Raw genomic sequence first — 23371 nt, forward strand, 5'->3', positions numbered from 1 at the left:
GTTGTTGATTCGCGCCTGACTCCGCGCGGCCCGCCCGGGCCCGCACCCCACCGAGCAGGCACGCGACGCCGGCCGCTCGGCCCCGAACCCTGAGCCTTCCTGCGTCCAGCGCGTGCCCCCGAATCTCCTCGAGGAGCCCGATGACGCCGCCCACAGCCCCCAGCACCACCGACGACGCACCCGCGCGTCCGGCACGCCCCGCCCGCGCGCCCAGGCCGAACGGTCAGTGGAAGATCGACGGCACGACGCCGCTCAACCACAACGAAGAGTTCAAGCAGGAGGACCCCGGGTTCGGCGTCCGCCAGAGGATCGTCGACGTCTACTCCAAGGAGGGGTTCGGCTCGATCCCCGACGACGACCTGCACGGCCGGTTCCGCTGGTGGGGCATCTACACCCAGCGCAAGCCCGGGATCGACGGCGGCCGCACCGCCAGCCTGGAGCCGCACGAGCTCGAGGACGAGTTCTTCATGATGCGCGTGCGCATCGACGGCGGGGCTCTGACCACCGACCAGCTCCGGGTGCTCGCCGGCATCTCGGAGGAGTTCGGCCGGGACACCGCCGACATCAGCGACCGGCAGAACATCCAGTTCCACTGGATCGAGGTCGAGAACATCCCCGAGATCTGGGCACGCCTGGAGGCCGTCGGCCTGCAGACCACCGAGGCGTGCGGCGACGTGCCCCGCGTCGTGCTCGGCAGCCCCGTGGCTGGGATCGCCGAGGACGAGCTGATCGACCCCGCACCCGCGATCGCCGAGATCACCCAGAAGTACATCGGCATCCCGGAGCTCGCGAACCTTCCGCGCAAGTTCAAGACCGCGATCACGGGACACCCGAGCCAGGACGTCGTCCACGAGATCAACGACGTCGCGTTCGTGGCGCACGTCCACCCGGAGCTTGGCATCGGCTACGACCTCTGGGTCGGTGGCGGACTCTCCGCGAACCCGCGCCTGGGTGAGCGCCTGGGTGTCTTCGTGACCGAGGACCGCGTGGGCGACGTCTGGTACGGCGTCGCCCAGATCTTCCGCGACTACGGGTACCGGCGGCTGCGGAACAAGGCACGCCTGAAGTTCCTGCTCAAGGACTGGGGCCCGGCGAAGTTCCGTCAGGTCCTGCAGGACGAGTACCTCGGCTACGAGCTGCCCGACGGTCCGCCCGCACCGCAGCCCGACCAGCCGGGCGACCACATCGGTGTGCACCGCCAGAAGGACGGTCGCTTCTACATCGGCGCCGCGCCGTACGTCGGTCGCACCTCGGGCCCCACGCTCCGCAAGGTCGCCGACCTCGCCGACTCCGTCGGGTCGTCGCGCGTCCGTCTGACCCCGCACCAGAAGCTGCTCGTCCTCGACGTGCCGGAGGAGCAGGTCGAGCACGTCGTCGGCGAGCTCAAGGGCCTCGGCCTGGACGCCGACCCGAGCCCGTGGCGTCGCTCGACGATCGCGTGCACCGGCATCGAGTTCTGCAAGCTCGCCATCGTGGACACCAAGGACACGGCCACCGCCGCGATCGACGACCTGGAGAAGCGGCTGGGCGACCTCTCCGAGATGAAGCCGCTCTCGCTCAACATCAACGGCTGCCCCAACTCTTGCGCCCGCATCCAGACGGCCGACATCGGGCTCAAGGGCCAGCTCGTGATGGGCGACGACGGCGAGCAGGTCCCCGGGTTCCAGGTTCACCTCGGTGGTGGTCTCGCCTCCCAGGACCGGGAGGAGGCCGGGCTGGGGCGCACGGTCCGCGGCCTCAAGGTCACCGCGGACGACCTCAGCGAGTACGTCGAGCGCGTCGTCCGTCGGTACGAGGCCGACCACGAGGGCGCCGAGACGTTCGCCGAGTGGAGCCATCGCGCCGACGAGGAGGCCCTCAGATGACGAGCGACCCTCTGTCCGCGCTGCGTGCGGCCGCGGCCGAACGTGCTGCGCTGCGTGCGCAGGAGCGGGCAGAGCACCACGCCAGGCGGGCGGCACGCGCCCGCCCGCGGCGCAGCACCGACGAGCTCCAGGAGATCGCCCGACGGGGCCAGGCCGAGCTCGGCGGCTCCGGGATCGGTGCCGACGACGAGGCCTCGGCCGAGGAGGTCGTCGCCTGGGCGGTCCGCGAGTTCGGGGACTCGATCGCCGTCGCGTCGTCGATGTCCGACGCCGTCCTGGCGCACCTCGTCTCGCAGCAGTCCCGGTGGGTCGACGTGCTCTTCCTCGACACCGGCTATCACTTCGCCGAGACGATCGGCACCCGCGACGCGGTCGAGCAGACGGTCGACGTGACCATCGTGGACGTCCGGCCGGAGCTGACAGTCGCCGGGCAGGACTCCGCCTACGGCAAGAACCTCTTCGCCCGTGACGCGGAGGCCTGCTGCCGGATGCGCAAGGTCGAGCCGCTGCGCCGCGCGCTCGGCGGGTACGAGGTCTGGGCAGCCGGGGTCCGCCGCGACGACTCGCCGACACGCGCCAAGACGCCGGTAGTGACCTTCGACGAGAAGAACGGCCTCGTGAAGATCAACCCGATCGCCGCGTGGACGTACGACGACGCCGTGGCGTACGCGGCGCAGCACCAGGTGATCTCGAACCCTCTCCTGGACGACGGCTACCCGTCGATCGGCTGCGCCCCCTGCACCCGCCGGGTCGCGCCCGGGGACGACCCCCGCGCAGGCCGCTGGGCGGGCCAGGACAAGACCGAGTGCGGGCTGCACGTATGAGCGCGGACATCTACCCCCTCGGGCTGCGGATCACCGGCCGTCCGGTGGTCGTGGTCGGCGGTGGCCCGGTCGCCGCCCGGCGCGCCGCGGCACTCGTCGAGGCCGGCGCACACGTCACGGTCGTCGCACCGTGGATCTGTGAGGACGTCGCGGACGCGGTCGACGCAGGCGACGTCCGCTGGGTCCGCCGCGACTACCTCAGTGGCGACCTCGACGGCGCCTGGCTCGTCCACGTCGCCACGGGCGACCCGTCGGTCGACGCCGAGGTGGCGCGCGACGCCGAGCAGGATCGCGTCTTCTGCGTCACCGCGGGCGACGCCGATCTGGCCACGGCGCACGTCCCCGCCGTCGCGAGGACGGCGCTCGACGGTGGCGGGCAGGCCACGATCTCGGTGCACGCGCACCGGGACCCGCGGCGTGCCGTCCGGATCCGGGACGCCGTCGCCGGGGCGCTCCAGTCCGGAGCACTCCCTCTGCGTCGTGTACGGGCCCGCGACGAGACACGCGCCGGGCGGGTTGCACTCGTGGGCGGAGGCCCCGGAGCGACCGGCCTGATCACCGCACGCGGTCGGACGTTGCTCGCGCAGGCCGACGTCGTCGTGATCGACCGCCTCGCCCCGCGGGCGCTCCTCGAGGAGCTCGCGGACGACGTCGTCGTGGTCGACGTCGGCAAGACGCCCGGCAACCACCCGGTGCCCCAGGCGGAGATCAACGCGCTGATCGTGCAGCACGCGCTGGCGGGCCACGACGTCGTCCGCCTCAAGGGCGGCGACCCCTACGTGTTCGGGCGGGGTGGCGAGGAGCGGGAGGCCTGCGAGGAGCACGGGCTCGACGTCGAGGTGGTGCCGGGCGTGACCTCCGCCGTCTCGGTCCCGGCCGCCGCCGGGATCCCGGTCACGCATCGCGGGCTGGCCCGCGGCTTCACCGTGCTCACCGGCCACGAGGACATCTCCGTGGTGCCCGCGCGGAGCGACCACACCGTGGTGCTCCTCATGGGCGTCTCCCGCCTGCGTGAGTCGGCCGGACGTCTCGTCGACGCGGGCCGGGACGCGTCCACCCCGGTGGCGATCGTCGAAGACGGCTACGGTGCGCGCCAGCGGGTCACGGTCGGGACCCTTGCCACGATCGCCGACCGGGCCGCCGCGGTAGGGGTACGGTCGCCGGCGGTCACCGTCGTCGGTGACGTCGTCCGTCTCGCGCCGGCCTGGACCATGGCAGGCGACGGCGCAACGGTGTCCGAGCCCGTCGGGTAGAGAAGCGCAGACAGACACGACGACGCCCCGCTCGCTGGAGCGGGGCGTCGTCGTGCTGTGTGCGAGGGTCAGGCGTCGAGCGCCGCCTTGTCGCCCGTGGCAGCGGCCGGCGCGGCGCCGAGCTGCTTCTCGATCTTGCCGAGGGCGAGGCCACCCAGCGTGAAGAGGAGGCCGAGACCCATCACCAGTGCAGCGACGCCGTAGGCGACGACCGAGGTGAAGAGCGAGGCCCGCAGGAACGAGGCGGTCATCATCGTGGTCCGGACCGGGTCGTCCTGGTCGAGCTCGGCGTAGGTCTTGCCGTCCGACCCGGCCAGTGCGTGCTCGTTGATGATCTCGGCCTGGGCGTAGGCGGAGAACGGACCGTTGACGTCGTCCCCGGGAAGGAAGCTCGCGTCCTCCGAGACGGTGATGTTCTCGTCCGCGAGCTGGGTCGTGACCGCGCCCCAGGTGACGGCGCCGGCGACGATCATGACGATGCCTGCGACGAGCGAGATGATGCCGGTCCAGCGGACGAGCGGCTGGCGGGTGGTGGTGGCGCTCATGGTGTGACTCCCCTTCGAACTTGTGAATGTCTTCACAAGTAAAAGTACTCGGAATTCATGACCAAGGCGATACCTCGACATGGTTTCGATACGGTGCATCTCACCCAGTGGTCGTGATGCCCGTCACGCACCGGGACTGCGTCGTATCGCTGCAGGTCAGAGGAGTTTTCTCTGCGCGGCCCAGCGCGTCAGCTCGTGGCGCGACGAGAGCTGCAGCTTCCGCAGCACCGCCGAGACGTGGGTCTCGACCGTCTTGACCGAGATGAAGAGCTCTCCCGCAACCTCACGGTAGGCATATCCGCGGGCGATCAGCCGCATCACCTCCTGCTCCCGGGCCGAGAGCCGGTCGAGCTCGTCGTCGCGCTCGGCCACGTCCGCCGGCGCTGTGCCGAAGGCGTCGAGGACGAAGCCCGCAAGCCGTGGGGAGAACGCCGCGTCGCCCTGCGCCACCCGCACGACGGCGTCGCTCAGGTCGGCCCCCGTGATCGCCTTGGTCACGTACCCGCGGGCACCCGCACGGATCACCGCCACGACGTCATCAGCCGCATCAGAGACCGACAGGGCGAGAAATCGCGTCCCCGGCGTCAGGTCCGCGCACTCCCGTGCCACCTCGGCACCACCACCGCCCCTTCCGCCGGGCAAGTGAACGTCAAGAAGCACCACGTCGGGACGATGCTCCCTGATCGCCGCGATCGCGGACCCGACGTCCTCGGCCTCCCCCACGACGTCGATCCGCCCGTCCAGGCTCGCCCTCACCCCGGCGCGGAACATCAGGTGGTCGTCGACCACCACCACCCGGACCTGCTCGGTCGTCATGCATCCTCCTTCAGCGCCGCTGCGCGCGGCATGCTCAGTCGAACCTCGGTCCCCCACTGCGGTCGGCTGACGACCTCGGCGGTGCCACCGCGGCGGCGGACGCGCCCGAGGATGGACTCCCGCACCCCGAACCGGTCGGGCTCGATCTCGCGGACGTCGAACCCGTCGCCGCGGTCGCGGACGAACGCCTGGACCGAGTCCTCCCCCACCTCGAGGTACACCGAGACCGGTGGCACACCGTGGGCGCAGGCGTTGACCAGTGCCTCGCGGACGGCCTGCAGGAGCGCCGCGGACTGCTCGTCCGGCACCGCGTCGCCGACCACGACCGTCTCGATGGTCGCGGGCTGTGCCCCGTCCGACGTCCGCTCGACCTGCGTGTCCTCGACCTGCGCGACGACACGACGCAGCTCCGCGGCCACGGAGGTGCCCTCCGCGGGCCGGTCGGCGTACAGCCACTCGCGCAGCTCGCGCTCCTGCGAGCGCGCGGCCCGGGCGACGTACACGGCGTCGTCGGCGTGCAGGCGCACCAGGGCGAGGGTCTGCAGCACAGAGTCGTGCAGGTGGGCGGCGATGTCGGCCCGCTCCGCCTCGCGGGCGCGGGCGGTCCGCTCGTCCCCGAGCTCGCGCACGAGCCGCCACCACCAGGGGGCAAGCACCACGGCGACCCCCGCGAGCACCGCGACGGCAGCCATCGCGGCCCGGACCATCGTGCCGGCGCCGGCCTCCTGGCCGGCGAAGAGCAGGGCACCGACGAGGACCAGGACGAGCCCGGCGGAGACCAGGAGAACGGCGGAGGGACTGCGCCCGTCGGCCCGCCGTGCCCCCGGGCGACGCTGCGTGTCAAGCTGGCTCCACGCGAGCCCGACGCCGACGACAGCGATCACGGCGGGCAGCACCCACCCGCCGGAGAGGGCGACACCGGTGCGCACCGCGACGAGCACCGCCGCCCCCAGGAGCAGACCGAGCGCGATCAGGACGTTGCGTCGTGCCGCGGACTGCTGCACACCACGCAACCGTGGCGCGAGCCGGGAGAGCGCCGCCGGACGTGCCTCGGCAGCGGCGTCACGGGGGTCTCCCGGCGGGATCGTGAGCCACCAGAAGCCGTAGAGCAGGACCCCGGCCCCGCCGGCGGCCCCGAGGAGGACGGCCAGCGCCCGCACTCCGGCGACCGGGAAGCCCAGGTGCAGGGCGAGCCCCGTGCACACCCCGGCGACCCACCGACCCTCACGGGGGCGGCGCAACGGCAGTCGCTCGGTCGTCATGGGTCGATCGTGGCACGTCGCCCGGCCCCATGACGCCGGACGTCCGGGAATCAGGGTCGACGCCGTCAGATCTCAGGGTCGGTTCAGGGTGACCCCCGATGGTCAACGGTGCGTGCGCGGTCCGACGATGGATCCATGGAGAACGAGACCGCCCCACCACCCCCGCCCACGCCGACACCGCCGAGCGCGTCGTCGCCCTTCTTCGACTCGATCCGGCGCCTCGACGTCAGCCGCACGGACGACCGGTGGGTGGGTGGTGTCGCCGCCGGGATCGCCCACCGGTTCGGGATCGACCCGCTGATCGTGCGCGGGCTCCTGGTCGTCAGCGTCCTTCTCTCGGGCGCCGGGCTCGCCCTGTACGGCCTCGCCTGGGCCTTCCTGCCCGAGAAGAGCGACGGACGCATCCACGTCGAGCAGGCGTTCCGGGGCGACTTCGACGTCGCCCTCGTGGGTGCCGGCGCCGTCACGATCGCCGGGTTCGCCCGCGGCGACGGAGCCTGGTGGCTGTTCGGCGCAGACCTCGGGTGGCTCAACGGCCTCCTCTGGCTCGCTGCCGTCGCGCTCGTGGTCTACCTCGCCGTCCGTGCCGGGTCCGAGGCCCGCGGCGCGGGGACGACCACCTGGCAGGGGACCTCCGAGTTCACGGACGGCGCGACGCCGTACGGCCCGCAGACCTCCGCGCAGGCCGCTGCCGCGGCAGACGCCGAGAGCGCCGCCTCCACGGCAGAGGCGCGCGCCCGGGCCCGCGCCGAGGCGGAGCAGGCTCGTGCCGCCGCGCAGGCCCAGCGCGCCCAGCTCGCCGCCGAGCGCACCGCCGCTCGTCGTGCGGCGCGGGAGGCCGCCGAGGCCGGGTACCCGCCACCGGCGGGGCCGACGGTCGTCGGTGCCACCATGGGGGTGATCCTGCTCCTCGGGGCCGCGCTGATCGCCGCGGACCGGGCGGGGGCCGTCGACGTCCCGCTGATGCTGACGTGGGTGGCGACCGGGGCGGCACTCACCGGGCTCGCGACGATCGCCGTCGGGATCGCGGGCCGCCGCAGCGGAGGGCTCATGGGCCTCGCCCTCGTCCTCCTCCTGGCCGTCCCCGTGGCGGCCGTCGCCGACGCCGTCCGCCTGCCGTCCGAGGCGGGCGTCCGCAGCACCATCGCCGAGGGGACGTACACGTTCGACTCGGTCGACGACGCCGAGGCGGGCGCCGCGTTCACGGCCGGCGCCGTCACCATCGACCTCCGTGACCTCGAGACGCGCGGCGAGTCGGTCACGATCCCGCTCGCCCTCGCCCTCGGGGACATCGACGTCCTGCTCCCGGCCGACACCCCGGCAGCGGCCGAGGTCGAGCTCTGGGCCGGACAGGTGAACTGGATCGACGACGACGGACTGGTCACCTCACGCTCCACGGTCGGGCCCGAGCCCGTCCGGTTCGACACCGGCGACCCCGGTACCCCAGAGATCACGCTCGACATCACGGGCCTTGCCGGCACCGTCGACATCGTGGAGGCATCATGACCGAGACCGCACCGACCACTCCCGAGGCACCCCGCCGTCGGCAGGGCATGTCGACCGCGACGGTGGTGTGGGGCGTCGTCGTGACGCTCGTCGCCGTCGGAGCGATCTCTCTCGCGCTCGGAGCGTCGTTCGACCTGGGGCTCGCCCTCATCGTGGCGCTCACCGCGGGTGGCGTCGCGCTCCTGGTCGGCGCCGTCGCCGGCGCGGCCGGGCGCCGTCACTCCCGCACCAAAACGGACTGAGCCGTCCCGACCCCGGACAGCACGATGCCGGTGCCACCGCGGTGGCACCGGCATCGTGCTGTTGACGGGTAGGGCTCGGGTCAGTGGCGCGGCCCGGCGTCACGGGTCGGGGTGTCGTCTCCCGGGACGTCCTCGGGACCGGGCGAGGTCACGGGCCGCGGCTCGGCCGCAGGCGCCGCGGGGGCCGCGGGAGCCGCGGATGCAGCCGGAGCAGCAGACGCTGCGGGGGTGCCTGGCGACGCCGTCGCGGGACCAGCCGCGTGGGCTGCTGCGGGCGCCGTCGCGGCGGGAGCAGGCTCACGCGCAGACGAGGTGTCGACGCTGACCTCGGACCCACCCGCGAGCCGTCGGAGCGCGACGCCGAGCAGGATGAACATGATGCCCAGGCCGATCACCAGTGCGGCGACACCGAACGCGACGACCGACGTGAAGAGGGAGGCCCGCAGGAACGACGCCGTCATCATGGTGGTGCGCGTCGGGTCGTCCTGCTCCAGCTCGGCGTACGTCTTGCCGCCGGAGGACTCGAGCGCGTGGTGGTTGATGATGTCGGCCTGCGCGTAGGCCGAGAACGGGCCGTCGACGTCGTCACCCGGGAGGAAGTCCGCGTCGTCCGACACCGTGATGTTCTCGGCGGCGAGCTGGTCGTGGACGGCGTACCAGGTGACTCCGCCGGCGAGGATCATGATGATCCCCGCGATGATCGTCAGCATGCCGATGGCGCGTACGCCGCCGGTCGGTTTCACGGTGACAGTGCTGGACATGACAACTCCCCTAGTCGATGATGTGCTACACCTCACATGCCACGCTAGACCAGATCGGTGGGTTCGACCGGTTGATCCGCCTGGGACGGCCCCGGCGTGTCCGGTGTCGCGTCAGCCCCTCGCGCGCGTGTACGCAGCCATCGCGGCGGCCAGAGTCGCGTCCCACCCGTGCGCAGGCGGGTTCGCCACGTTGTGCTCCACGATCCGATCGCGCAGCGGCCGGTCCCGGACCAGGCGCACCATCGCCTCCGCGAACCCGGCGTCGTCGTCGACCAGGAGCCCGTCCTCCTCGTGCCGGACGAAGCCCTCGATCCCGGTTCCACGTCGGGCCAGCACGCCGAGTCCGGCGGCACGCGCCTCGAGCGCCGCGATGCCGAAGGCCTCGAGATCCGCGGGGGCGCAGAAGAAGTCCGCGTGCCGGTAGAGAACAGGGATCTCCTCACGCGGCAGCCTGCCCGCGAACAGCACGGAGTCGCCGAGGCCCAGCTTCTCGACGCGCGCCCGGAGCGCGGCCTCCTGCGGACCGTCGCCGACCAGGGTCAGGTGCAGGGCGCCGTCGGGGACGACGCGCGTCGCGTCGGCCATCGCGTCGATCAGCGCCCGCCCACGCTTGCGCGGGGCGAGCCGTTGCGTGGCGACCAGCCGCACCGTCGACGACGGCTCGCGCCCCGCCGCCCCACGAGACCACGCCCCGACGTCGATCGCGTTGGGCACGACCCCGACCTCGTCGGGATCGAGGCCCAGCACGCGCGCCACGCGCTTTCCCGCCGCCGGGCTCACCGCCGTGGGCACGAACCGCGCGTCGCGCCAGCCCGAGAGCCTCGCTCCCAGCGCGAGGGCCGTCGTCGCGCCGTCGAGCATGCAGTGCCACGTCACGACCATCGGCAGCCCGCGCTCGCGGGCAATGCGCGCGCCGTCGTACGCGAACGGGGAGATCATCCCGGCGTGGACGTGCACGACGTCCGGGCGCAGCTCGTCGAGCGCCGCGCGGATGAGCCGAGGACCGGTCACGGGGTTGATCGGGGCGTCGCCCGGGATCTGGGCGCCCAGCCGGTGCACGACGACGTCACCCGCGCTCTCGACGACCCCGCCGCGTTCTCCCCCGGCCCCGGGGGTCGCCGTCAGGACGTGGACGTCGTCGCCCGCGGCCGCCTGGGCGGCCGCGAGGTCACCGACCTGCGACTCGATGCCGCCCGTGCGCGGGGCGAGGCAGTCGGAGACGTGGACGATGCGCATGGGTCGAGACTATCCGGGCAGACGCAGGACGCCCGCCCGACGCCTCACTCCCACTCGATGGTGCCCGGCGGCTTGCTCGTCACGTCGAGGACCACGCGGTTGACCTCGCTCACCTCGTTGGTGATGCGGGTCGAGATCACGGAGAGGACGTCGTACGGCAGGCGGGTCCAGTCCGCGGTCATCGCGTCCTCCGAGGAGACCGGACGCAGCACGATCGGGTGGCCGTAGGTGCGGCCGTCACCCTGGACGCCCACCGAGCGCACGTCGGCGAGCAGCACCACCGGGCACTGCCAGATGTCGCGGTCGAGCCCCGCCCTGGTGAGCTCCTCGCGGGCGATCTTGTCGGCGGCGCGCAGCACCTCCAGGCGCTCGGCGGTGACCTCGCCGATGATCCGGATGCCGAGGCCCGGCCCGGGGAACGGCTGGCGCCAGACGATCTCCTCGGGCACCTCGAGCTCGAGGCCGACGGCGCGGACCTCGTCCTTGAACAGCGTGCGCAGGGGCTCGATCAGGGAGAACTGCAGGTCGTCCGGCAGACCGCCCACGTTGTGGTGGCTCTTGATGTTGGCCGCACCCTCGCCGCCGCCGGACTCGACGACGTCGGGGTAGAGCGTCCCCTGGACGAGGAACTCGACCTCTTCACCGTGCGCACCGGCGTCCGCGACGACGTCGCGTGCGGCATCCTCGAAGACGCGGATGAACTCGCGGCCGATGATCTTGCGCTTGGTCTCCGGGTCGGTCTGGCCGGCGAGCGCGTCGAGGAAGCGCTGCCTGGCGTCGACCACCATGAGCTTGACGCCCGTGGCGGCGACGAAGTCACGCTCGACCTGCTCGGCCTCGTCGGCGCGCAGCAGACCGTGGTCCACGAAGACGCAGGTGAGCTGGTCGCCCACCGCCTTCTGCACCAGCGCCGCGGCGACGGAGGAGTCGACACCGCCGGAGAGGCCGCAGATCACGCGCTTGGTGCCGACCTGCGCGCGGATCGCCTCGACCTGGTCGGCCACGACGTTTCCGGGTGTCCAGTCGGGAGCCAGCCCTGCGCCGTCGTACAAGAAGTGCTCCAGCACGGTCTGGCCGTGCGCGGAGTGCTTGACCTCGGGGTGCCACTGCACGCCGTAGAGACGACGCTCCGTGTCCTCGAACGCCGCGACCGGGGAGCCGGCCGACGTCGCGAGCACCTGGAAACCCTCGGGGGCCGCGTGTACGGAGTCGCCGTGGCTCATCCACGTCGTTTGGTTGGCGGGCGTGTCAGCAAGCAGCGCACCTGCCTCGCACACCTCGACCTCGGTGCCGCCGTACTCACGCTGACCGGTCTGGGCGACGTCGCCGCCGAGCGCCGCGGCCATCGCCTGGAACCCGTAGCAGATGCCGAGGACGGGGACGCCGGCCTCGAAGAGCTTCGGGTCCACGAACGGCGCACCGTCGGCGTACACGGACGACGGACCACCCGAGAGGATGATCGCGGCCGGGTCCTTGGCCAGCATCTTCTCGACCGAGAAGGTGTGGGGCACGATCTCCGAGTACACGCTCGCCTCGCGCACGCGACGCGCGATGAGCTGGGCGTACTGCGCGCCGAAGTCGACGACGAGAACGGGCCTCGGGGTGGTCACGGGGACGTCAGGCGTGGCTGTCACGCACCCAGGATAGTTGCCGCGCCAGCGTGCCGCGGACACGTCCGGATTCAGGCCGGGAGACGCTCCCGCAGAGCGCGGGCCGCCGCCTCGGGGTCGGCGGCCTCGGTGACGGCGCGTACGACGACGATCCGCTCGGCCCCGGCGTCGAGCACCTCGTCGAGGCGCTCGCCGTCGATCCCGCCGATGGCGAACCAGGGTGTCGACGGCCGGGAGTCCGCGACCTCTTGGAGCAGATCCAGCCCGACGGCGGGGCGACCCGGCTTGGTCGGCGTCGCCCAGAGCGGGCCGACGCAGAAGTAGTCGACGTCGGGGTCGGCCTCCGCGGCTGCCGCCTCGACGGCCGCGTGCGTCGACCGCCCGAGCAGGACGTCCCCGCCGAGCAGTGCGCGCGACCCGGAGACAGGAAGGTCGTCCTGGCCCGTGTGGAACACCGGCGCACCGACCAGGCTCGCGACGTCGGCACGGTCGTTCACGCACCACAGCGCACCATGCTCCGTCGCGACCGCTGCGACGATCTCCTGCAGCTCCAGCTCGCGCCGCACGTCGAGCGTCTTGTCCCGGAGCTGGACGACGTCCACGCCTCCCCGCAGGGCCGCGTGGAGGAACTCCTCGAGGTCGCCGCGCTCCTCGCGTGCGTCGGTGCACAGGTAGAGGCGTGCAGCGGCGAGTCGGGCGCGAGCGTCTGCGGAGGTCATGGGCGCGAGCCTATCGACCAACATTCCCGCGGTCGCCGTGCGAGTCGAGTCGCGCCTGCCCCGCGCCACCTGGTCCGTCGCTCATCGCGCTACGCTGACCCCTGCACGGGAGCCTCGACCAGAGGCTGAGAGGGCGATCTGCCGACCGTCGAACCTGATCCGGGTCATGCCGGCGATAGGGAGCAACGATGAGCAAGCACAGCGACGTCCTCGTGGTCGGCGCCGGGATCATCGGACTGACCGCGGCCTGGCGGGCGGCATGCCGCGGCCTGAGCGTCACGGTCCTCGACCCCACCCCACGCGACGGTGCCAGCATGGCGGCGGCCGGGATGCTCGCAGCGGTCTGCGAGGCCGACTTCGGAGAGCCCGAGCTGGCGGCGATGAACGTCGACTCGGCAGCACGCTGGCCCGACTTTGCCGCAGAACTCGAGAAGGCATCACGTCTCGACGTCGGACTACGCCAGACCGGCACGCTCACCCTGGCCTTCGACCCGGACGACCTCGCCGAGACGCGGCGGCTGATCGACCTGCAGCACCGCTGGGGGCTGGTGTCGGAGGAGATCTCGACGGCGCAGGCGCGCCGCATCTCCCCGCTCGTCGGCCGCGTCGCCGGCGGAGCGTGGATGCCGGACGACCACCAGGTCGACCCGCGGGCCACCACCCGCGCGCTCGACGCGGCCGCCCGAGCGGCCGGCGCAGTGGTCGTCGAGTGCCGAGCCGTCCGGCTGACGTCTGCGTCGGGCCGGGTGGTCGGTGCGGTCGACGCGGCGGGCGTCGACCGCACCGCCGACCTCGTCGTCGTCGCGGCAGGGGTCTCGTCCACGGGCCTGCTGGCGACCGCAGGGATCCACGCGCCGCTGCGCCCCGTCAAGGGCATCACGCTCCGACTGGCCGCGGAGCCCTGGTTCGACGTCGAGCCGGTGGTGCGCGCCCGCGTCCAGGGACGGGCGGTGTACGCCGTGACACGGGTCGCCGACGAGTCAGGGTTCCGCGAGGTCGTGATCGGGGCGTCGAGCGACGAGAAGCCCGACGACCGGCGGGTCGAGGCAGGATCGGTCTTCGCCCTGCTCCGCGACGCCCGCGCCGTCCTGCCAGGCATCGACGAGCTCGACCTGCGCGAGGCGAGCCCGCGTGTCCGCCCCAGCGCCCCGGACAACCTTCCCTACCTCGACGCGAGCGTCGACGGCCTGCTCGTCGCCACCGGTCACGGACGCAACGGCATCCTGCTCACCCCGCTGACCAGCGCCGTCGTCGACGCCACGCTCGACGAGACAGACCTGCCCGACGTCGTCGCGCCCGCCATGATGAACCGTCACACCCGCATCCGGACCGAGGAGGCCTCATGAGCACCGACATACCGACCGCCGTCGTGAACGGGGAGCCGTACCCGCTGGCGGAACCGACCGACGTCGCGACGCTGGTGCGTGGCATGCTGCCGAACTTCGTCGCCAACGGTGAGCCTCGAGGCGTGGCGGTCGCGATCGACGACGCCGTGCTCCCCCGCTCCGCATGGAGCACCACGCATCTCGCCCCCGGAGACCGGGTCGAGGTCGTCACCGCAGTCCAGGGAGGCTGACATGGATTCACTGACCATCGCCGGGCAGGAGCTCGGCTCGCGTCTCGTCATGGGGACGGGCGGCGCCTCCAACCTCCTCGCGCTGGAGGAGGCGCTCGTCGCGTCCGGGACGGAGCTGACGACCGTCGCGATGCGCCGGGTCGCCGCACCCACGGCCGGCGAGGACGCCGGGATCTGGGGTCTGCTCGAACGCCTCGGCATCCGCGCCCTGCCCAATACCGCAGGCTGCTTCTCGGTCAAGGAGGCCGTGCTCACCGCCCGGCTCGCCCGTGAGGCGTGCGGCACCGACTGGATCAAGCTCGAGGTGATCGCCGACGACATCACGCTGCTCCCCGACCCTCTGGGTCTCGTCGAGGCGGCCGAGACACTGGTCCGTGACGGGTTCACCGTCCTGCCGTACACGAACGACGACCCGATCGTGGCCCGCCACCTGCAGGACGTCGGATGCGCCGCCGTCATGCCGCTCGGCGCACCCATCGGGTCGGGTCTGGGCATCGTCAACCCCCGCAACATCGAGGCGATCTGCGCCGAGGCCCGCGTCCCGGTGATCCTCGACGCCGGGATCGGGACCGCGTCCGACGCCGCCCAGGCCATGGAGCTCGGGTGCGACGGCGTCCTCCTCGCCACCGCCGTGACCCGCGCGGAGCACCCCGCGCGGATGGCACGTGCCATGCGGCTCGGCGTCGAGGCCGGGTGGGAGGCCGCGCACGCCGGTCGCATCCCTCGCCGCGAGAGCGCGCTCGCGTCCTCGCCGGTCAGCGGGATGGTCGGCCGCAACAACCTCGACCTCGCGATGTAGCGCGGTGGTGCGGTGCTCCCGACACCGCACCGCCGCGCCACGCAGCCGTCGTCCACAGCCTCGGAACGAGGCGCTTTGCGCACTGCTAGGTTCGCGTAGGTGAACCACGTCACTGCTGGCCCTTCGACATCAGGAAGCATCAGCACGCGCCGAGTGCTCTCGACACGTTGGCACCGAGTCCGCGAGCCACTACTTTGGGCAGGACTCGGACTACTCGCGGGCGCCTCTGCCACCGGTGTCGCCGTCGTCTCGATCAACTGGCGCCACGCGGCGCCCATCATCGGAGACCTTGCCCCCGCAGCCACCGCGCTAGCTGGTGTCGCCGCATTCATCATCGGGATGGGCACACTTCTGCATCGCGCGAAGTCCGAGGCTCGCTCGCAGTGGTGGGAACGGATGCAGTGGGCGACTGATCACCGCCTCGACACCACGAGCGGGGAGAAGCACGAGGTCGGCTCCGAGGTGCTGTACGCGCTCATCGACTCACCGCTCGCCGACGTGGACGAACTTCGGGTGATCGACGCCGTACTGGCCGTGGCGCTTGATCGGAGGAGCGAGGATACTGGTACAGACGAGACCAGCAGCGCGGACGGAGGTCGAGAAGATGGCTGATCATGCTCGGAACAGCGACTCCACGAAGTCACCGCGAGCAGCGCGGACTTCGGGTCGATACGTCCCGACGAGAGCTCAGATCGTCGACGCACGCACGCGGCTGGTCATTGATCGGCGCCTGGGCCGCACGCCTGACCCGACGATCCAACAGTGGGCGGCAATGCCGAAGAGCTCCGGGCGCTGAACCTCTAGACCCACCGCGAGCCTCAGTACATCTGCTCGTGCGGGGCGACCTCACTGATCCAGGCGAGGATCCCGCCCGGGACGTTGCGGGCGTCGACGCCTGCCTCCCGCGCGGCCTGTGCCACGCGGTCCGAGCGCGCACCCACCTTGCAGAGCACGACGACGGGGCGGTCCGTCGGCAGGTCCGCGAGCGCCGCGTAGGCTCCCGCCGAGGTGCCGAGGAAACGGCCGCTGGGGACGAGGTGCGCGCCGGGGATCGCGACGATGTCGTGCTCCCACTGTTCGCGGACGTCGAGGAGATAGGCACCGTCGTCGAGGAGAGCGGCGATCTCTGTCGCAGCGACCGTGGTCTCGACAGGCTCGACCGACGAAACCGTGGTCTCGACAGGCTCGACCGACGAGGCCCTGGTCTCGACAGGCTCGACCGACGAAACCCCGCAGAAGGCGGCATACGCGTCGGGCCCCTCGAGCAGCGCGGTGACGGGTTCGCGGGTCGGGTCGGCCCGGACGGTCAGCTCTCGCCAGGTCGCCTCCAGCGCGTCGTGCACGGCGAGGCGCCCGAGCAGGGTCCGGCCGGTCCCGGTGACGAGCTTGACGGTCTCGACCGCCATCGCGGTCCCGATCGACCCGCACATCGCGCCGAGCACTCCCCCGGTGGCGCAGTCGGGAACGGTCCCGGGCGGCGGTGGTTCCGGGAAGACGTCGCGGTACGTCACACCGTTCTCGGGGGCAGCCCCCCAGAAGACGCTGACCTGCCCGGAGTGCTGGAAGATCGACCCCCAGACGACGGGGAGGCCAAGCACCTCGGCCGCGTCCGAGACGAGGTAGCGGGTGGCGAAGTTGTCGGCGCCGTCCAGGACGACGTCGTACCTCCCCATCACGTCGAGCGCGTTCAGCGGTGTCAGACGCTCGCGGTGGGCGACGAACCGGACGTGCGGGTTGATCTCCGCCACGGAGTCGCGCGCGGACTCGACCTTGGGGCGTCCGACGTCGCCGTCGCCGTGCAGGACCTGCCGCTGCAGGTTGGAGGCGTCCACGTCGTCGTCGTCGACGACACCGATCGTCCCGACCCCGGCAGCCGCGAGGTAGAGGATCGCAGGGCTACCCAGTCCCCCAGCCCCGACCAGAAGGACCCGTGCGGCGGCCAGTCGCCGCTGCCCGTCCACCCCGATGCCCGGCAGCGACAGGTGACGGGCGTAGCGGGCGAGCTCCGGCGGGCTGAGCGCCGGACCGGGTTCGACGAGGGGCGGCAGCGGGGCACCGGTCATGCGACGCGGGCCTCCAGCGCGTCGAGGCGTGCCTGGGTGTCGCGGTGCACGTTCTTCTCGAGGACGAACGACATGACGGGGACGACGCCCGCGAGGACCATCGTGACGAGCCGACCGAACGACCAGCGCATCTTGGCCCACAGGTCCAGCACCGTGACGAGGTAGAGGACGTAGATCCACCCGTGGGCGAACGGGATCCACTCGATGTACGGCAGCGCGGCGTCGGACATACCGAGGACGCCGATCAACAGGTACTTGTAGATCATCTCGGCACAGAGGACGAGAAGCATGACTCCGGTGATCAGTGCCATGAACCGGTAGCGGGCGAGCGCGCCGCGCGCCTTGGCGATGGCGGCCTGCACCTCGGCGTCGCTCGGCCCGGCGGTGGTCGTCGCGGCGGCGGCGTCGGCCGCCGGCGTGGTGGTCTGCGCAGCGGCTTCGCGGTCCGGGGTACTCATGGGTGTTCGTTTCCTCACGCCGGTGAAATTGGGTAGGTAGTCAAGCCTGCATGGTTCATGCTAGTTGCCGTGCGAGCCCTCCCCCTCCCCGACCCCGGCACACCGCCGCTGACCGGACCGATCCGGCTGCTGTGGTGGCAGGCCCTGCGCCAGAAGTGGATCCTCCTGACCGCGATCGCCCTCGGGATCGTGGTGTTCGTCTGCCAGGCGGTGCAGCCGTACCTGCTGGGTCGCGCGATCGACGAGGGCCTGGCCGACGGGTTCGGCTCGGCGCTGTGGGGGTGGGCGGCTCTTCTGCTCGCCGTCGGGGCGCTGCTGATAACCGCGTCTGCGATCGGGCACCGCTTCGACGTCCAGTGCTGGATGCGGGGCGCGTTCGGGATGTCTCAGCTGGTGGGCCGTACGGTCTCCGAGTCGGGCGACGCCATCACCGAGGAGCTCCCCACCGGCGAGGTGGTCTCCGCCGTGGCGAACGACTCGCTCCGCCTGGCCGAGATCTACGCGATCGCGGCGCAGTTCATCGGCAGCCTGTCGGCCTATCTCGTCGTGGCCGCGATCATGCTCAACCAGTCGGTCGAGCTCGGGCTGATCGTCGTCCTCGGGCTGCCCGCCGTCGCCCTGGTCCTCAGCTTTCTCATCAAGCCGCTCCAGCAGCGCCAGAGCGCCCAGCGCGAGGCGGCGGGCCGGCTGACGACGCTCGGCGCGGACACCGTCTCGGGTCTGCGGATCCTGCGCGGGATCGGCGGTGAGCAGGTCTTCACCGACCGCTACCGGGTCAAGTCCCAGGAGGTGCGCCAGGCCGGCGTCCGCGTGGCGGGCGTGCAGTCGCTGCTCGACTCGCTGCAGGTGCTGCTGCCCGGCATCTTCGTGGCGTTCGTCGTCTACATCGGTGCGATGAAGGCGATCGCCGGCGAGATCACCCCCGGCGAGCTCGTCGCCTTCTACGGGTACTCGGCGTTCCTCGGCTGGCCGCTGCAGATCGCGACGCAGACGCTGCAGGTGGCGACGCGGGCGCACGTCGCCGCCAAGAAGCTCATCACGGTGCTCCGGGTGGAGCCCGCCGCGGGCGCGACGCCCGGGACGGCACCGCTCCCCCCGGCCGGGTCGCCCCTCGTGGACGAGACCAGCGGGCTCCGGCTCGAGCCGGGCCGCGTGGTCGCCCTCGTGTGCGAGGACCCGGACGCCTCGGCCGCCGTCGCCACCCGTCTGGGCCGATTCGACGACGCAGCAGAGCTCGCGACGCCCGTCCGCCTCGGCGGGACCCTCCTCGCAGACCTCGACCACGCAGAGCTGCGCGGTCGGGTCGTGGTCGCCGAGGCGACGCCGCAGTTGTTCTCCGGCACGCTCTCGGACGAGCTCGACGTGCACGGCACCGCGACACGGGAGGCCCTGCTCGCGGCCATCACCGTGGCCGACGCTCACGACGTCCTCTCGTCCGTGCCGGACGGTCTCGACGGTGTGCTCCCGGAGAAGGGTCGCTCGCTCTCGGGCGGGCAGCGACAGCGCGTCGCCCTGGCGCGCGCGATCCTGACCTCCCCCGAGATCCTGGTCCTCGTCGAGCCGACCTCGGCGGTCGACGCCCACACCGAGGCCCGGATCGCCGTCCGGCTCGCCGAGGCACGCGCCGGCAGGACGACCCTGATCGTCACGGCCAGCCCGCTGGTCCTCGGCGAGGTCGACGAGGTCGCCTTCCTGGACGGCGGCGTCGTCGCCACCCGCGGTACCCACCGCGAGCTGCTCGACCGCCCCCTGGACGCCCCGGGCGGCGAGTCCGCCGCCCGCTACCGCGCCGTCGTCGGACGCAACCTCGACGCCGACGCGGCGCCCGAGACCAGCGACACCCACCCCGGAGTCACGGAAGGAGCCCGCTGATGAAGCTGCCCGTCGCCGACCTCCGCGAAGTGCGCCGGCACACGTCCGGCCTGATGCGGTCGTATCGCGGCCCGCTCACGACCGTCGCCGTCCTGCACACCCTCGCCGCGCTCGGAGGGCTCGCCGGCCCCCTGATCCTGGGCAACCTCGTCGACGCGGTCGTCGCCGGCACCACCGAGTCGTACGTGATCCGCGTGGTGTCGATCGGTGTCGCCGCGATCGTCGCCCAGGCGGTCCTGATCAAGATCGCCCAGCGCAAGGCGATGGTGCTCGGCGAGAGCGTCTTCGCGGCCCTGCGCGAGCGCTTCGTCGAGACCGTCACGTCGCTGCCCCTGTCGACGGTGGAGCAGGCCGGCACCGGCGACCTCGTCGCGCGGACCACCAACGACGTCGACCGGATCCAGCACGCCGTGCGCTTCGGCGTGCCACGGCTGATCGTGGCCGTCGTGACGATCCTGCTCACCGTCGTCGCGTCGTTCATCATCGCCCCGCAGGTCGCGATCGCGATGTTCGTGGGGCTCCCCGTGATGATCGTCGTGACCCGGTGGTACCTGCGCCGCGCCTCGCCCGCCTACCAGCGCGAGGCGGCCGCCTACGCCGCCCTCAACGGCACGATCACCGAGACGGTCGAGGGCGCCCGGACCGTCGACGCGCTGCGGCTGGCGCGACGTCGTCGCGGGCGGGTGGACGACGACCTCCGCGAGGCCTTCGACGCCGAACGGGCCACACTTCGCCTGCGCACCGTGCTCTTCCCGGGCATCGACCTCACGTTCGTCGTCGCACCCGTCGCGATCCTCGTCTGGGGCGGCTATCTGATCTCGACCGGGAACGTCACGCTGGGCGCCGTCACCACGATCACGATGTACACGTTCCAGCTCGCGGGACCCGTGTGGGAGCTGATCTTCTGGCTCGACGAGATCCAGGTGGCGGCCACGTCGCTCGCCCGGATCATCGGCGTCGAGCTGGTCGAGACCGACCGCACCCCCTCGGGCGACGAGCCCGACGACGAGCACGTCGTGGCGCGCGACGTCCGGTACGCGTACCGCGAGGGTCAGGACGTGCTGCACGGCATCGACCTCGACCTGGCGGTCGGCGAGAGGCTCGCCGTCGTGGGCCCCTCCGGCGCCGGCAAGTCGACGCTCGGGCGGATGCTCGCGGGCGTCCACCCGCCCACGGGCGGTTCGGTCACGGTCGGCGGGGTCAACCTCGTGGACCTGCCGCTGGAGGACCTGCGGGGGCACGTCGCTCTCGTGACCCAGGAGCACCACGTCTTCGTCGGCACCCTGGCCGAGAACCTCCGGCTCGCGGACGTGGACGCCGACGACGAGGCCCTGCGCAGCGCGCTCGGGTCGGTCGACGCCCTCACCTGGGCCGAGGCGCTGCCCGAGGGACTCGCGACGACGGTCGGGTCCGGCGGGCACGTCCTCACGCCGGCGCAGGCGCAGCAGGTCGCGCTCGCGCGCCTGGTGCTCCTCGACCCGCACACGCTCGTGCTGGACGAGGCGACGTCGCTCCTGGACCCGCGCGCCGCCCGGCACCTGGAGTCGTCGCTCGACGCCGTGCTGACCGGGCGGACCGTCGTCGCGATCGCCCACCGCCTGCACACCGCGCACGACGCCGACCGCGTCGCCGTGGTCGACGGCGGGCGGATCGCGGAGATCGGCCCGCACGACGAGCTGGTGGCGGCGGGCGGCGACTACGCCCGCCTGTGGGAGTCCTGGCAGCAGGAGTGACGCGCGCCGTCAGTCCGTCGCCCGCCCCGGCACGGCTCGGGCCGTGGCGGGGCTGCCGGCGAACGTCGCCGCATAGCCGCTGACCGGGTCGGCCTCGCTCGCGGGGAAGTCGGTCGACAGGATGTTCGCGCCCGAGGCCAACGCGGCCGCGAGGTCGTCGCCGCCCACGTCGAGGTCGGCGTCGGTCCGTGTGCGGACGACGATCCCGGCCGCCGCCGCGTCGGCGATCGCGGCGGCGTGGGGGTCGTCGTGCACGGCGAAGACTGCGTCCGACCCACCCGTCCGCGACGACGTGAACATCGCCCGGCCGCGAAGGTTCTCGTGTCCGGCGAGGTACTGCTCGCGCACCTCCTCGTCGTCCCACGCGAACACGAGGATCCGCCCGCGCAGCTCTCCGACGGTCGGCCAGCCGGTCGTCTCGACCGCGTCCCGCGGTGACGGCGCGGAGCCCCGCAGGTCGTCGGGCGTGAAGAGCGCCTCACCGAGCGACTCCTCGAGGAGCGCGTCCCACCGGTCGTAGGAGTCGGCGTCGAACGCCTGCAGGCTCGGGTCGAGGAACGCGTAGTCCTTCTTGAACTCGACCATCAGACTGACCGGCAGGTGGTCCGGGTGCGAGGACGACCAGAGCCCGAGCTCCTCGAGCGCGAGCTCGAGGTCCGGCGACGTCCCACGGTTCGCGACCAGCGGGACGTGCGCCATCGAGAACCGGTCACCGTGGTCGCGCACGTCCCACTCGATGCTGCGCACGCCGTCCTCCAGCTGGTCCCAGAGCGGGTCGTGCCCGTAGCGCAGCGTGCTCTTCGACGCGGGCTCGACGAGTCCGATCAGCTGGAGCTGGAGCCACGTCGGCTCCTCCACGTAGGAGTTGTGCGTCCCGATCACCTGGAGGTCGTCGTACGCCAGGTCGTCGCTCACGGAGGCGTCCCCCGCCGGGTCGGTCCAGGCGGGGACCTCACCGTCCGCGAGCTGCGCCACCTCGTCCCTCGCGTCGTCGAGGCGCTGCGCCTGGGCGGAGGCGCTCGTCCATCCCTGGGCGAGCAGATAGAGGACGAGCGCGCCGGTCAGCACCACCGCCGCGCCGAAGACACCGGCCACCGCGATCAGCACCCGGCGCGACGCACGCGTGCGGGTGTCACGCGGCTTCGCGAGCGAGCTCGGCGACGTCTCGGCGGACGGAGGCTGAGTCATGGGCGCATGTCTAGCGCATCTCCGAGGTGCGATCCAAGTCACACCGTCGCGCCGGTCCGGCGCGCGTCCGACGGTCAGTCGATCGGGAGCTGCGCGAGCCCGCGCCGACCGGACGCCTCGTCCCGCACGAGCCGCACCCACAAGAGCACGGCGAACCCGCCGAAGACGAACCACTGCAGCGCGTAGAAGGCGTTGCGGAGGTCGAGCCCCTCGCCGCCGGAGATCGTCGGACGCGGCAGCGGCTCGGGACCGCCGTCGTCCGGGCTGATCTGCTCGGGCTCGGAGGACCGCTCGACGAGGTACCCGCTGTAGATCGGTGACCCCCAGACGTTGGCGAGCTCGGCGGTCGAGACGGCGCCGATCTGCCCCTCGGGGAGGGTCGTGTCGTCCGCCGAGGCCTCGCCCGCCTGCAGGTAGCCGGTGAGCCGGACGACGCCGTCGGGCGTCTCGAGCGCAGGATCGTCGATCTCGGTCCCGGCGGGGACCCAGCCCCGGACGACCGCGAGCACGGGCGGACCGGAGAGGTCGGCCCAGGACTCCCCGTCGGTCCCGTCGTCGGTGACCCGGAGCGGGCTGAGGACGAGCAACCCGTCCTCGCCGTCGAGGACGCGGTCCGGGACGAGGAACTGCTCGTCCTCGTACGTCCCCTCGACCCAGGCCGTCCGACCGACGAGGCTGCCGGCGATCGTCGTCTGCGGCGGCAGCAGCACGCCGAGTCCTTCCGGACCCTCCTCCGCCGCCTCGAGGGCGGCCTGCTTCTCGGCGAGCTCACCCTTGGCCTGGGCCCGGTCGATCTGCCAGATCCCCAGACGTGCACAGCCGCCCGCGGCGACGAGGAAGATGAGAAGGAGCGCGATCATCCGGGGACGACGGGCCACCTGCCAGAAGGACGCGCGCGGTTCGGTCGAGGCCACGCCCCTACGGTAACCGTGCACCGGCCGCACCTCCGCATTCTCGGGCGTGACGTGCGACGCCTCACGCGGCGGATCGGCCACAGACGCGCGAGGCCAACCGACCTGATGTTGGATGGACGCACCAGCAGT

The 23371-nt window shown here is 72.3% G+C and carries 22 protein-coding genes and 1 riboswitch; of the genes, 11 read left to right on the forward strand and 11 right to left on the reverse strand.

The window, feature by feature from the left end; genetic code table 11:
- Positions 1-140 precede the first annotated feature (140 nt).
- The 3 genes from BLU20_RS11710 to cobA are packed head-to-tail and all read left to right on the forward strand — an operon-like array spanning position 141 to position 3942.
- Positions 141-1865, forward strand: coding sequence for a nitrite/sulfite reductase (locus tag BLU20_RS11710; protein WP_083372631.1), 1725 nt, complete (start codon positions 141-143; stop codon positions 1863-1865).
- Positions 1862-2689 carry a phosphoadenylyl-sulfate reductase gene (locus tag BLU20_RS11715; RefSeq protein WP_083372632.1) on the forward strand — a complete coding sequence of 276 codons (828 nt, stop codon included), beginning with the start codon at positions 1862-1864 and terminating at the stop codon, positions 2687-2689. Before BLU20_RS11710 ends, BLU20_RS11715 begins: the two co-directional genes overlap by 4 nt.
- The gene (gene cobA / locus BLU20_RS11720) at positions 2686-3942 is read left to right on the forward strand and encodes a uroporphyrinogen-III C-methyltransferase (RefSeq protein ID WP_083372633.1); all 1257 of its coding nucleotides are present in this window, start codon (positions 2686-2688) and stop codon (positions 3940-3942) included. Before BLU20_RS11715 ends, cobA begins: the two co-directional genes overlap by 4 nt.
- Before the next feature lie 68 nt (positions 3943-4010).
- On the opposite strand, the gene BLU20_RS11725 is transcribed toward cobA, so the two are convergent.
- From BLU20_RS11725 to BLU20_RS11735, 3 genes are all read right to left on the reverse strand, one after another.
- Positions 4011-4487: an aromatic ring-opening dioxygenase LigA gene (locus BLU20_RS11725; protein WP_083372634.1), complete on the reverse strand. Its 477-nt coding sequence runs from the start codon at positions 4485-4487 to the stop codon at positions 4011-4013.
- Positions 4488-4643: 156 nt separating this feature from the next.
- A complete protein-coding gene (locus tag BLU20_RS11730; RefSeq protein ID WP_029252256.1) occupies positions 4644-5303 on the reverse strand; it encodes a response regulator in 660 nt (219 codons plus the stop codon).
- On the reverse strand, positions 5300-6565 hold the full coding sequence (locus BLU20_RS11735) for an ATP-binding protein (protein WP_083372635.1): 1266 nt from the start codon (positions 6563-6565) through the stop codon (positions 5300-5302). Before BLU20_RS11735 ends, BLU20_RS11730 begins: the two co-directional genes overlap by 4 nt.
- 135 nt (positions 6566-6700) lie before the next feature.
- Between BLU20_RS11735 and BLU20_RS11740 the strand changes: the two genes are divergently transcribed.
- Together BLU20_RS11740 and BLU20_RS11745 are read left to right on the forward strand one after the other, a co-directional pair.
- A complete protein-coding gene (locus BLU20_RS11740) occupies positions 6701-8071 on the forward strand; it encodes a PspC domain-containing protein (RefSeq protein ID WP_029252254.1) in 1371 nt (456 codons plus the stop codon).
- A complete protein-coding gene (locus BLU20_RS11745) occupies positions 8068-8313 on the forward strand; it encodes a hypothetical protein (RefSeq protein WP_083372636.1) in 246 nt (81 codons plus the stop codon). Before BLU20_RS11740 ends, BLU20_RS11745 begins: the two co-directional genes overlap by 4 nt.
- An 80-nt stretch (positions 8314-8393) precedes the next feature.
- Here BLU20_RS11745 and BLU20_RS14325 read toward each other — a convergent pair whose 3' ends face one another.
- The 4 genes from BLU20_RS14325 to thiE form a co-directional block, all read right to left on the reverse strand.
- A complete protein-coding gene (locus tag BLU20_RS14325; protein ID WP_331713056.1) occupies positions 8394-9074 on the reverse strand; it encodes an aromatic ring-opening dioxygenase LigA in 681 nt (226 codons plus the stop codon).
- A 111-nt stretch (positions 9075-9185) separates the two neighbouring features.
- Complete coding sequence (locus tag BLU20_RS11755) at positions 9186-10310, reverse strand: glycosyltransferase family 4 protein (protein ID WP_083372637.1); 1125 nt, start codon at positions 10308-10310, stop codon at positions 9186-9188.
- 44 nt (positions 10311-10354) lie between these two features.
- Positions 10355-11944: a glutamine-hydrolyzing GMP synthase gene (gene guaA / locus BLU20_RS11760; protein ID WP_083373052.1), complete on the reverse strand. Its 1590-nt coding sequence runs from the start codon at positions 11942-11944 to the stop codon at positions 10355-10357.
- A gap of 47 nt (positions 11945-11991) precedes the next feature.
- Complete coding sequence (gene thiE, locus BLU20_RS11765; protein ID WP_083372638.1) at positions 11992-12639, reverse strand: thiamine phosphate synthase; 648 nt, start codon at positions 12637-12639, stop codon at positions 11992-11994.
- A 95-nt stretch (positions 12640-12734) separates the two neighbouring features.
- Positions 12735-12838, forward strand: a riboswitch (TPP riboswitch).
- Between thiE and thiO the strand changes: the two genes are divergently transcribed.
- The 4 genes from thiO to BLU20_RS13810 all read left to right on the forward strand — a co-directional run bounded on the left by thiO (position 12828) and on the right by BLU20_RS13810 (position 15626).
- Positions 12828-13985, forward strand: coding sequence for a glycine oxidase ThiO (thiO, locus tag BLU20_RS11770; protein WP_083372639.1), 1158 nt, complete (start codon positions 12828-12830; stop codon positions 13983-13985). (Overlaps the previous riboswitch by 11 nt.)
- Positions 13982-14215: a sulfur carrier protein ThiS gene (gene thiS / locus BLU20_RS11775; RefSeq protein WP_083372640.1), complete on the forward strand. Its 234-nt coding sequence runs from the start codon at positions 13982-13984 to the stop codon at positions 14213-14215. Before thiO ends, thiS begins: the two co-directional genes overlap by 4 nt.
- A 1-nt stretch (position 14216) precedes the next feature.
- Positions 14217-15014, forward strand: a complete 798-nt coding sequence (locus tag BLU20_RS11780; RefSeq protein ID WP_029252246.1) for a thiazole synthase — start codon at positions 14217-14219, stop codon at positions 15012-15014.
- A gap of 99 nt (positions 15015-15113) precedes the next feature.
- Positions 15114-15626, forward strand: coding sequence for a hypothetical protein (locus BLU20_RS13810; RefSeq protein WP_157270460.1), 513 nt, complete (start codon positions 15114-15116; stop codon positions 15624-15626).
- A 206-nt stretch (positions 15627-15832) separates the two neighbouring features.
- Here the strand turns inward: BLU20_RS13810 and BLU20_RS11790 are convergent, their stop codons facing one another.
- Complete coding sequence (locus tag BLU20_RS11790; RefSeq protein WP_083372642.1) at positions 15833-17077, reverse strand: ThiF family adenylyltransferase; 1245 nt, start codon at positions 17075-17077, stop codon at positions 15833-15835.
- Positions 17074-17535 (reverse strand): DUF3817 domain-containing protein, encoded by a 462-nt coding sequence (locus tag BLU20_RS11795; protein ID WP_083372643.1) that lies wholly within the window; start codon positions 17533-17535, stop codon positions 17074-17076. The genes BLU20_RS11790 and BLU20_RS11795 overlap by 4 nt, the downstream gene beginning before the upstream one ends.
- 57 nt (positions 17536-17592) lie before the next feature.
- Between BLU20_RS11795 and BLU20_RS11800 the strand changes: the two genes are divergently transcribed.
- A complete protein-coding gene (locus BLU20_RS11800) occupies positions 17593-19407 on the forward strand; it encodes an ABC transporter ATP-binding protein (protein WP_083372644.1) in 1815 nt (604 codons plus the stop codon).
- Positions 19407-21140: an ABC transporter ATP-binding protein gene (locus tag BLU20_RS11805; protein ID WP_083372645.1), complete on the forward strand. Its 1734-nt coding sequence runs from the start codon at positions 19407-19409 to the stop codon at positions 21138-21140. The genes BLU20_RS11800 and BLU20_RS11805 overlap by 1 nt, the downstream gene beginning before the upstream one ends.
- A gap of 9 nt (positions 21141-21149) precedes the next feature.
- Here the strand turns inward: BLU20_RS11805 and BLU20_RS11810 are convergent, their stop codons facing one another.
- Positions 21150-22328, reverse strand: a complete 1179-nt coding sequence (locus BLU20_RS11810) for a Ca2+-dependent phosphoinositide-specific phospholipase C (protein WP_083372646.1) — start codon at positions 22326-22328, stop codon at positions 21150-21152.
- 74 nt (positions 22329-22402) lie between these two features.
- On the reverse strand, positions 22403-23242 hold the full coding sequence (locus tag BLU20_RS11815; RefSeq protein WP_231959213.1) for an SURF1 family protein: 840 nt from the start codon (positions 23240-23242) through the stop codon (positions 22403-22405).
- Between the last annotated feature and the right edge of the window lie 129 nt (positions 23243-23371).

Source organism: Paraoerskovia marina (assembly GCF_900105445.1).
Lineage (GTDB): Bacteria > Actinomycetota > Actinomycetes > Actinomycetales > Cellulomonadaceae > Paraoerskovia > Paraoerskovia marina.

Bases quoted from the DNA above. Each gene is read 5' to 3' on its own strand.
- BLU20_RS11710 (WP_083372631.1), top strand. From the start codon at position 141: ATGACGCCGCCCACAGCCCCCAGCACCACCGACGACGCACCCGCGCGT.
- BLU20_RS11715 (WP_083372632.1), top strand. From the start codon at position 1,862: ATGACGAGCGACCCTCTGTCCGCGCTGCGTGCGGCCGCGGCCGAACGT.
- cobA (WP_083372633.1), top strand. From the start codon at position 2,686: ATGAGCGCGGACATCTACCCCCTCGGGCTGCGGATCACCGGCCGTCCG.
- BLU20_RS11725 (WP_083372634.1), bottom strand. From the start codon at position 4,487: ATGAGCGCCACCACCACCCGCCAGCCGCTCGTCCGCTGGACCGGCATC.
- BLU20_RS11730 (WP_029252256.1), bottom strand. From the start codon at position 5,303: ATGACGACCGAGCAGGTCCGGGTGGTGGTGGTCGACGACCACCTGATG.
- BLU20_RS11735 (WP_083372635.1), bottom strand. From the start codon at position 6,565: ATGACGACCGAGCGACTGCCGTTGCGCCGCCCCCGTGAGGGTCGGTGG.
- BLU20_RS11740 (WP_029252254.1), top strand. From the start codon at position 6,701: ATGGAGAACGAGACCGCCCCACCACCCCCGCCCACGCCGACACCGCCG.
- BLU20_RS11745 (WP_083372636.1), top strand. From the start codon at position 8,068: ATGACCGAGACCGCACCGACCACTCCCGAGGCACCCCGCCGTCGGCAG.
- BLU20_RS14325 (WP_331713056.1), bottom strand. From the start codon at position 9,074: ATGTCCAGCACTGTCACCGTGAAACCGACCGGCGGCGTACGCGCCATC.
- BLU20_RS11755 (WP_083372637.1), bottom strand. From the start codon at position 10,310: ATGCGCATCGTCCACGTCTCCGACTGCCTCGCCCCGCGCACGGGCGGC.
- thiE (WP_083372638.1), bottom strand. From the start codon at position 12,639: ATGACCTCCGCAGACGCTCGCGCCCGACTCGCCGCTGCACGCCTCTAC.
- thiO (WP_083372639.1), top strand. From the start codon at position 12,828: ATGAGCAAGCACAGCGACGTCCTCGTGGTCGGCGCCGGGATCATCGGA.
- thiS (WP_083372640.1), top strand. From the start codon at position 13,982: ATGAGCACCGACATACCGACCGCCGTCGTGAACGGGGAGCCGTACCCG.
- BLU20_RS11780 (WP_029252246.1), top strand. From the start codon at position 14,217: ATGGATTCACTGACCATCGCCGGGCAGGAGCTCGGCTCGCGTCTCGTC.
- BLU20_RS11790 (WP_083372642.1), bottom strand. From the start codon at position 17,077: ATGACCGGTGCCCCGCTGCCGCCCCTCGTCGAACCCGGTCCGGCGCTC.
- BLU20_RS11795 (WP_083372643.1), bottom strand. From the start codon at position 17,535: ATGAGTACCCCGGACCGCGAAGCCGCTGCGCAGACCACCACGCCGGCG.
- BLU20_RS11800 (WP_083372644.1), top strand. From the start codon at position 17,593: ATGCTAGTTGCCGTGCGAGCCCTCCCCCTCCCCGACCCCGGCACACCG.
- BLU20_RS11805 (WP_083372645.1), top strand. From the start codon at position 19,407: ATGAAGCTGCCCGTCGCCGACCTCCGCGAAGTGCGCCGGCACACGTCC.
- BLU20_RS11810 (WP_083372646.1), bottom strand. From the start codon at position 22,328: ATGACTCAGCCTCCGTCCGCCGAGACGTCGCCGAGCTCGCTCGCGAAG.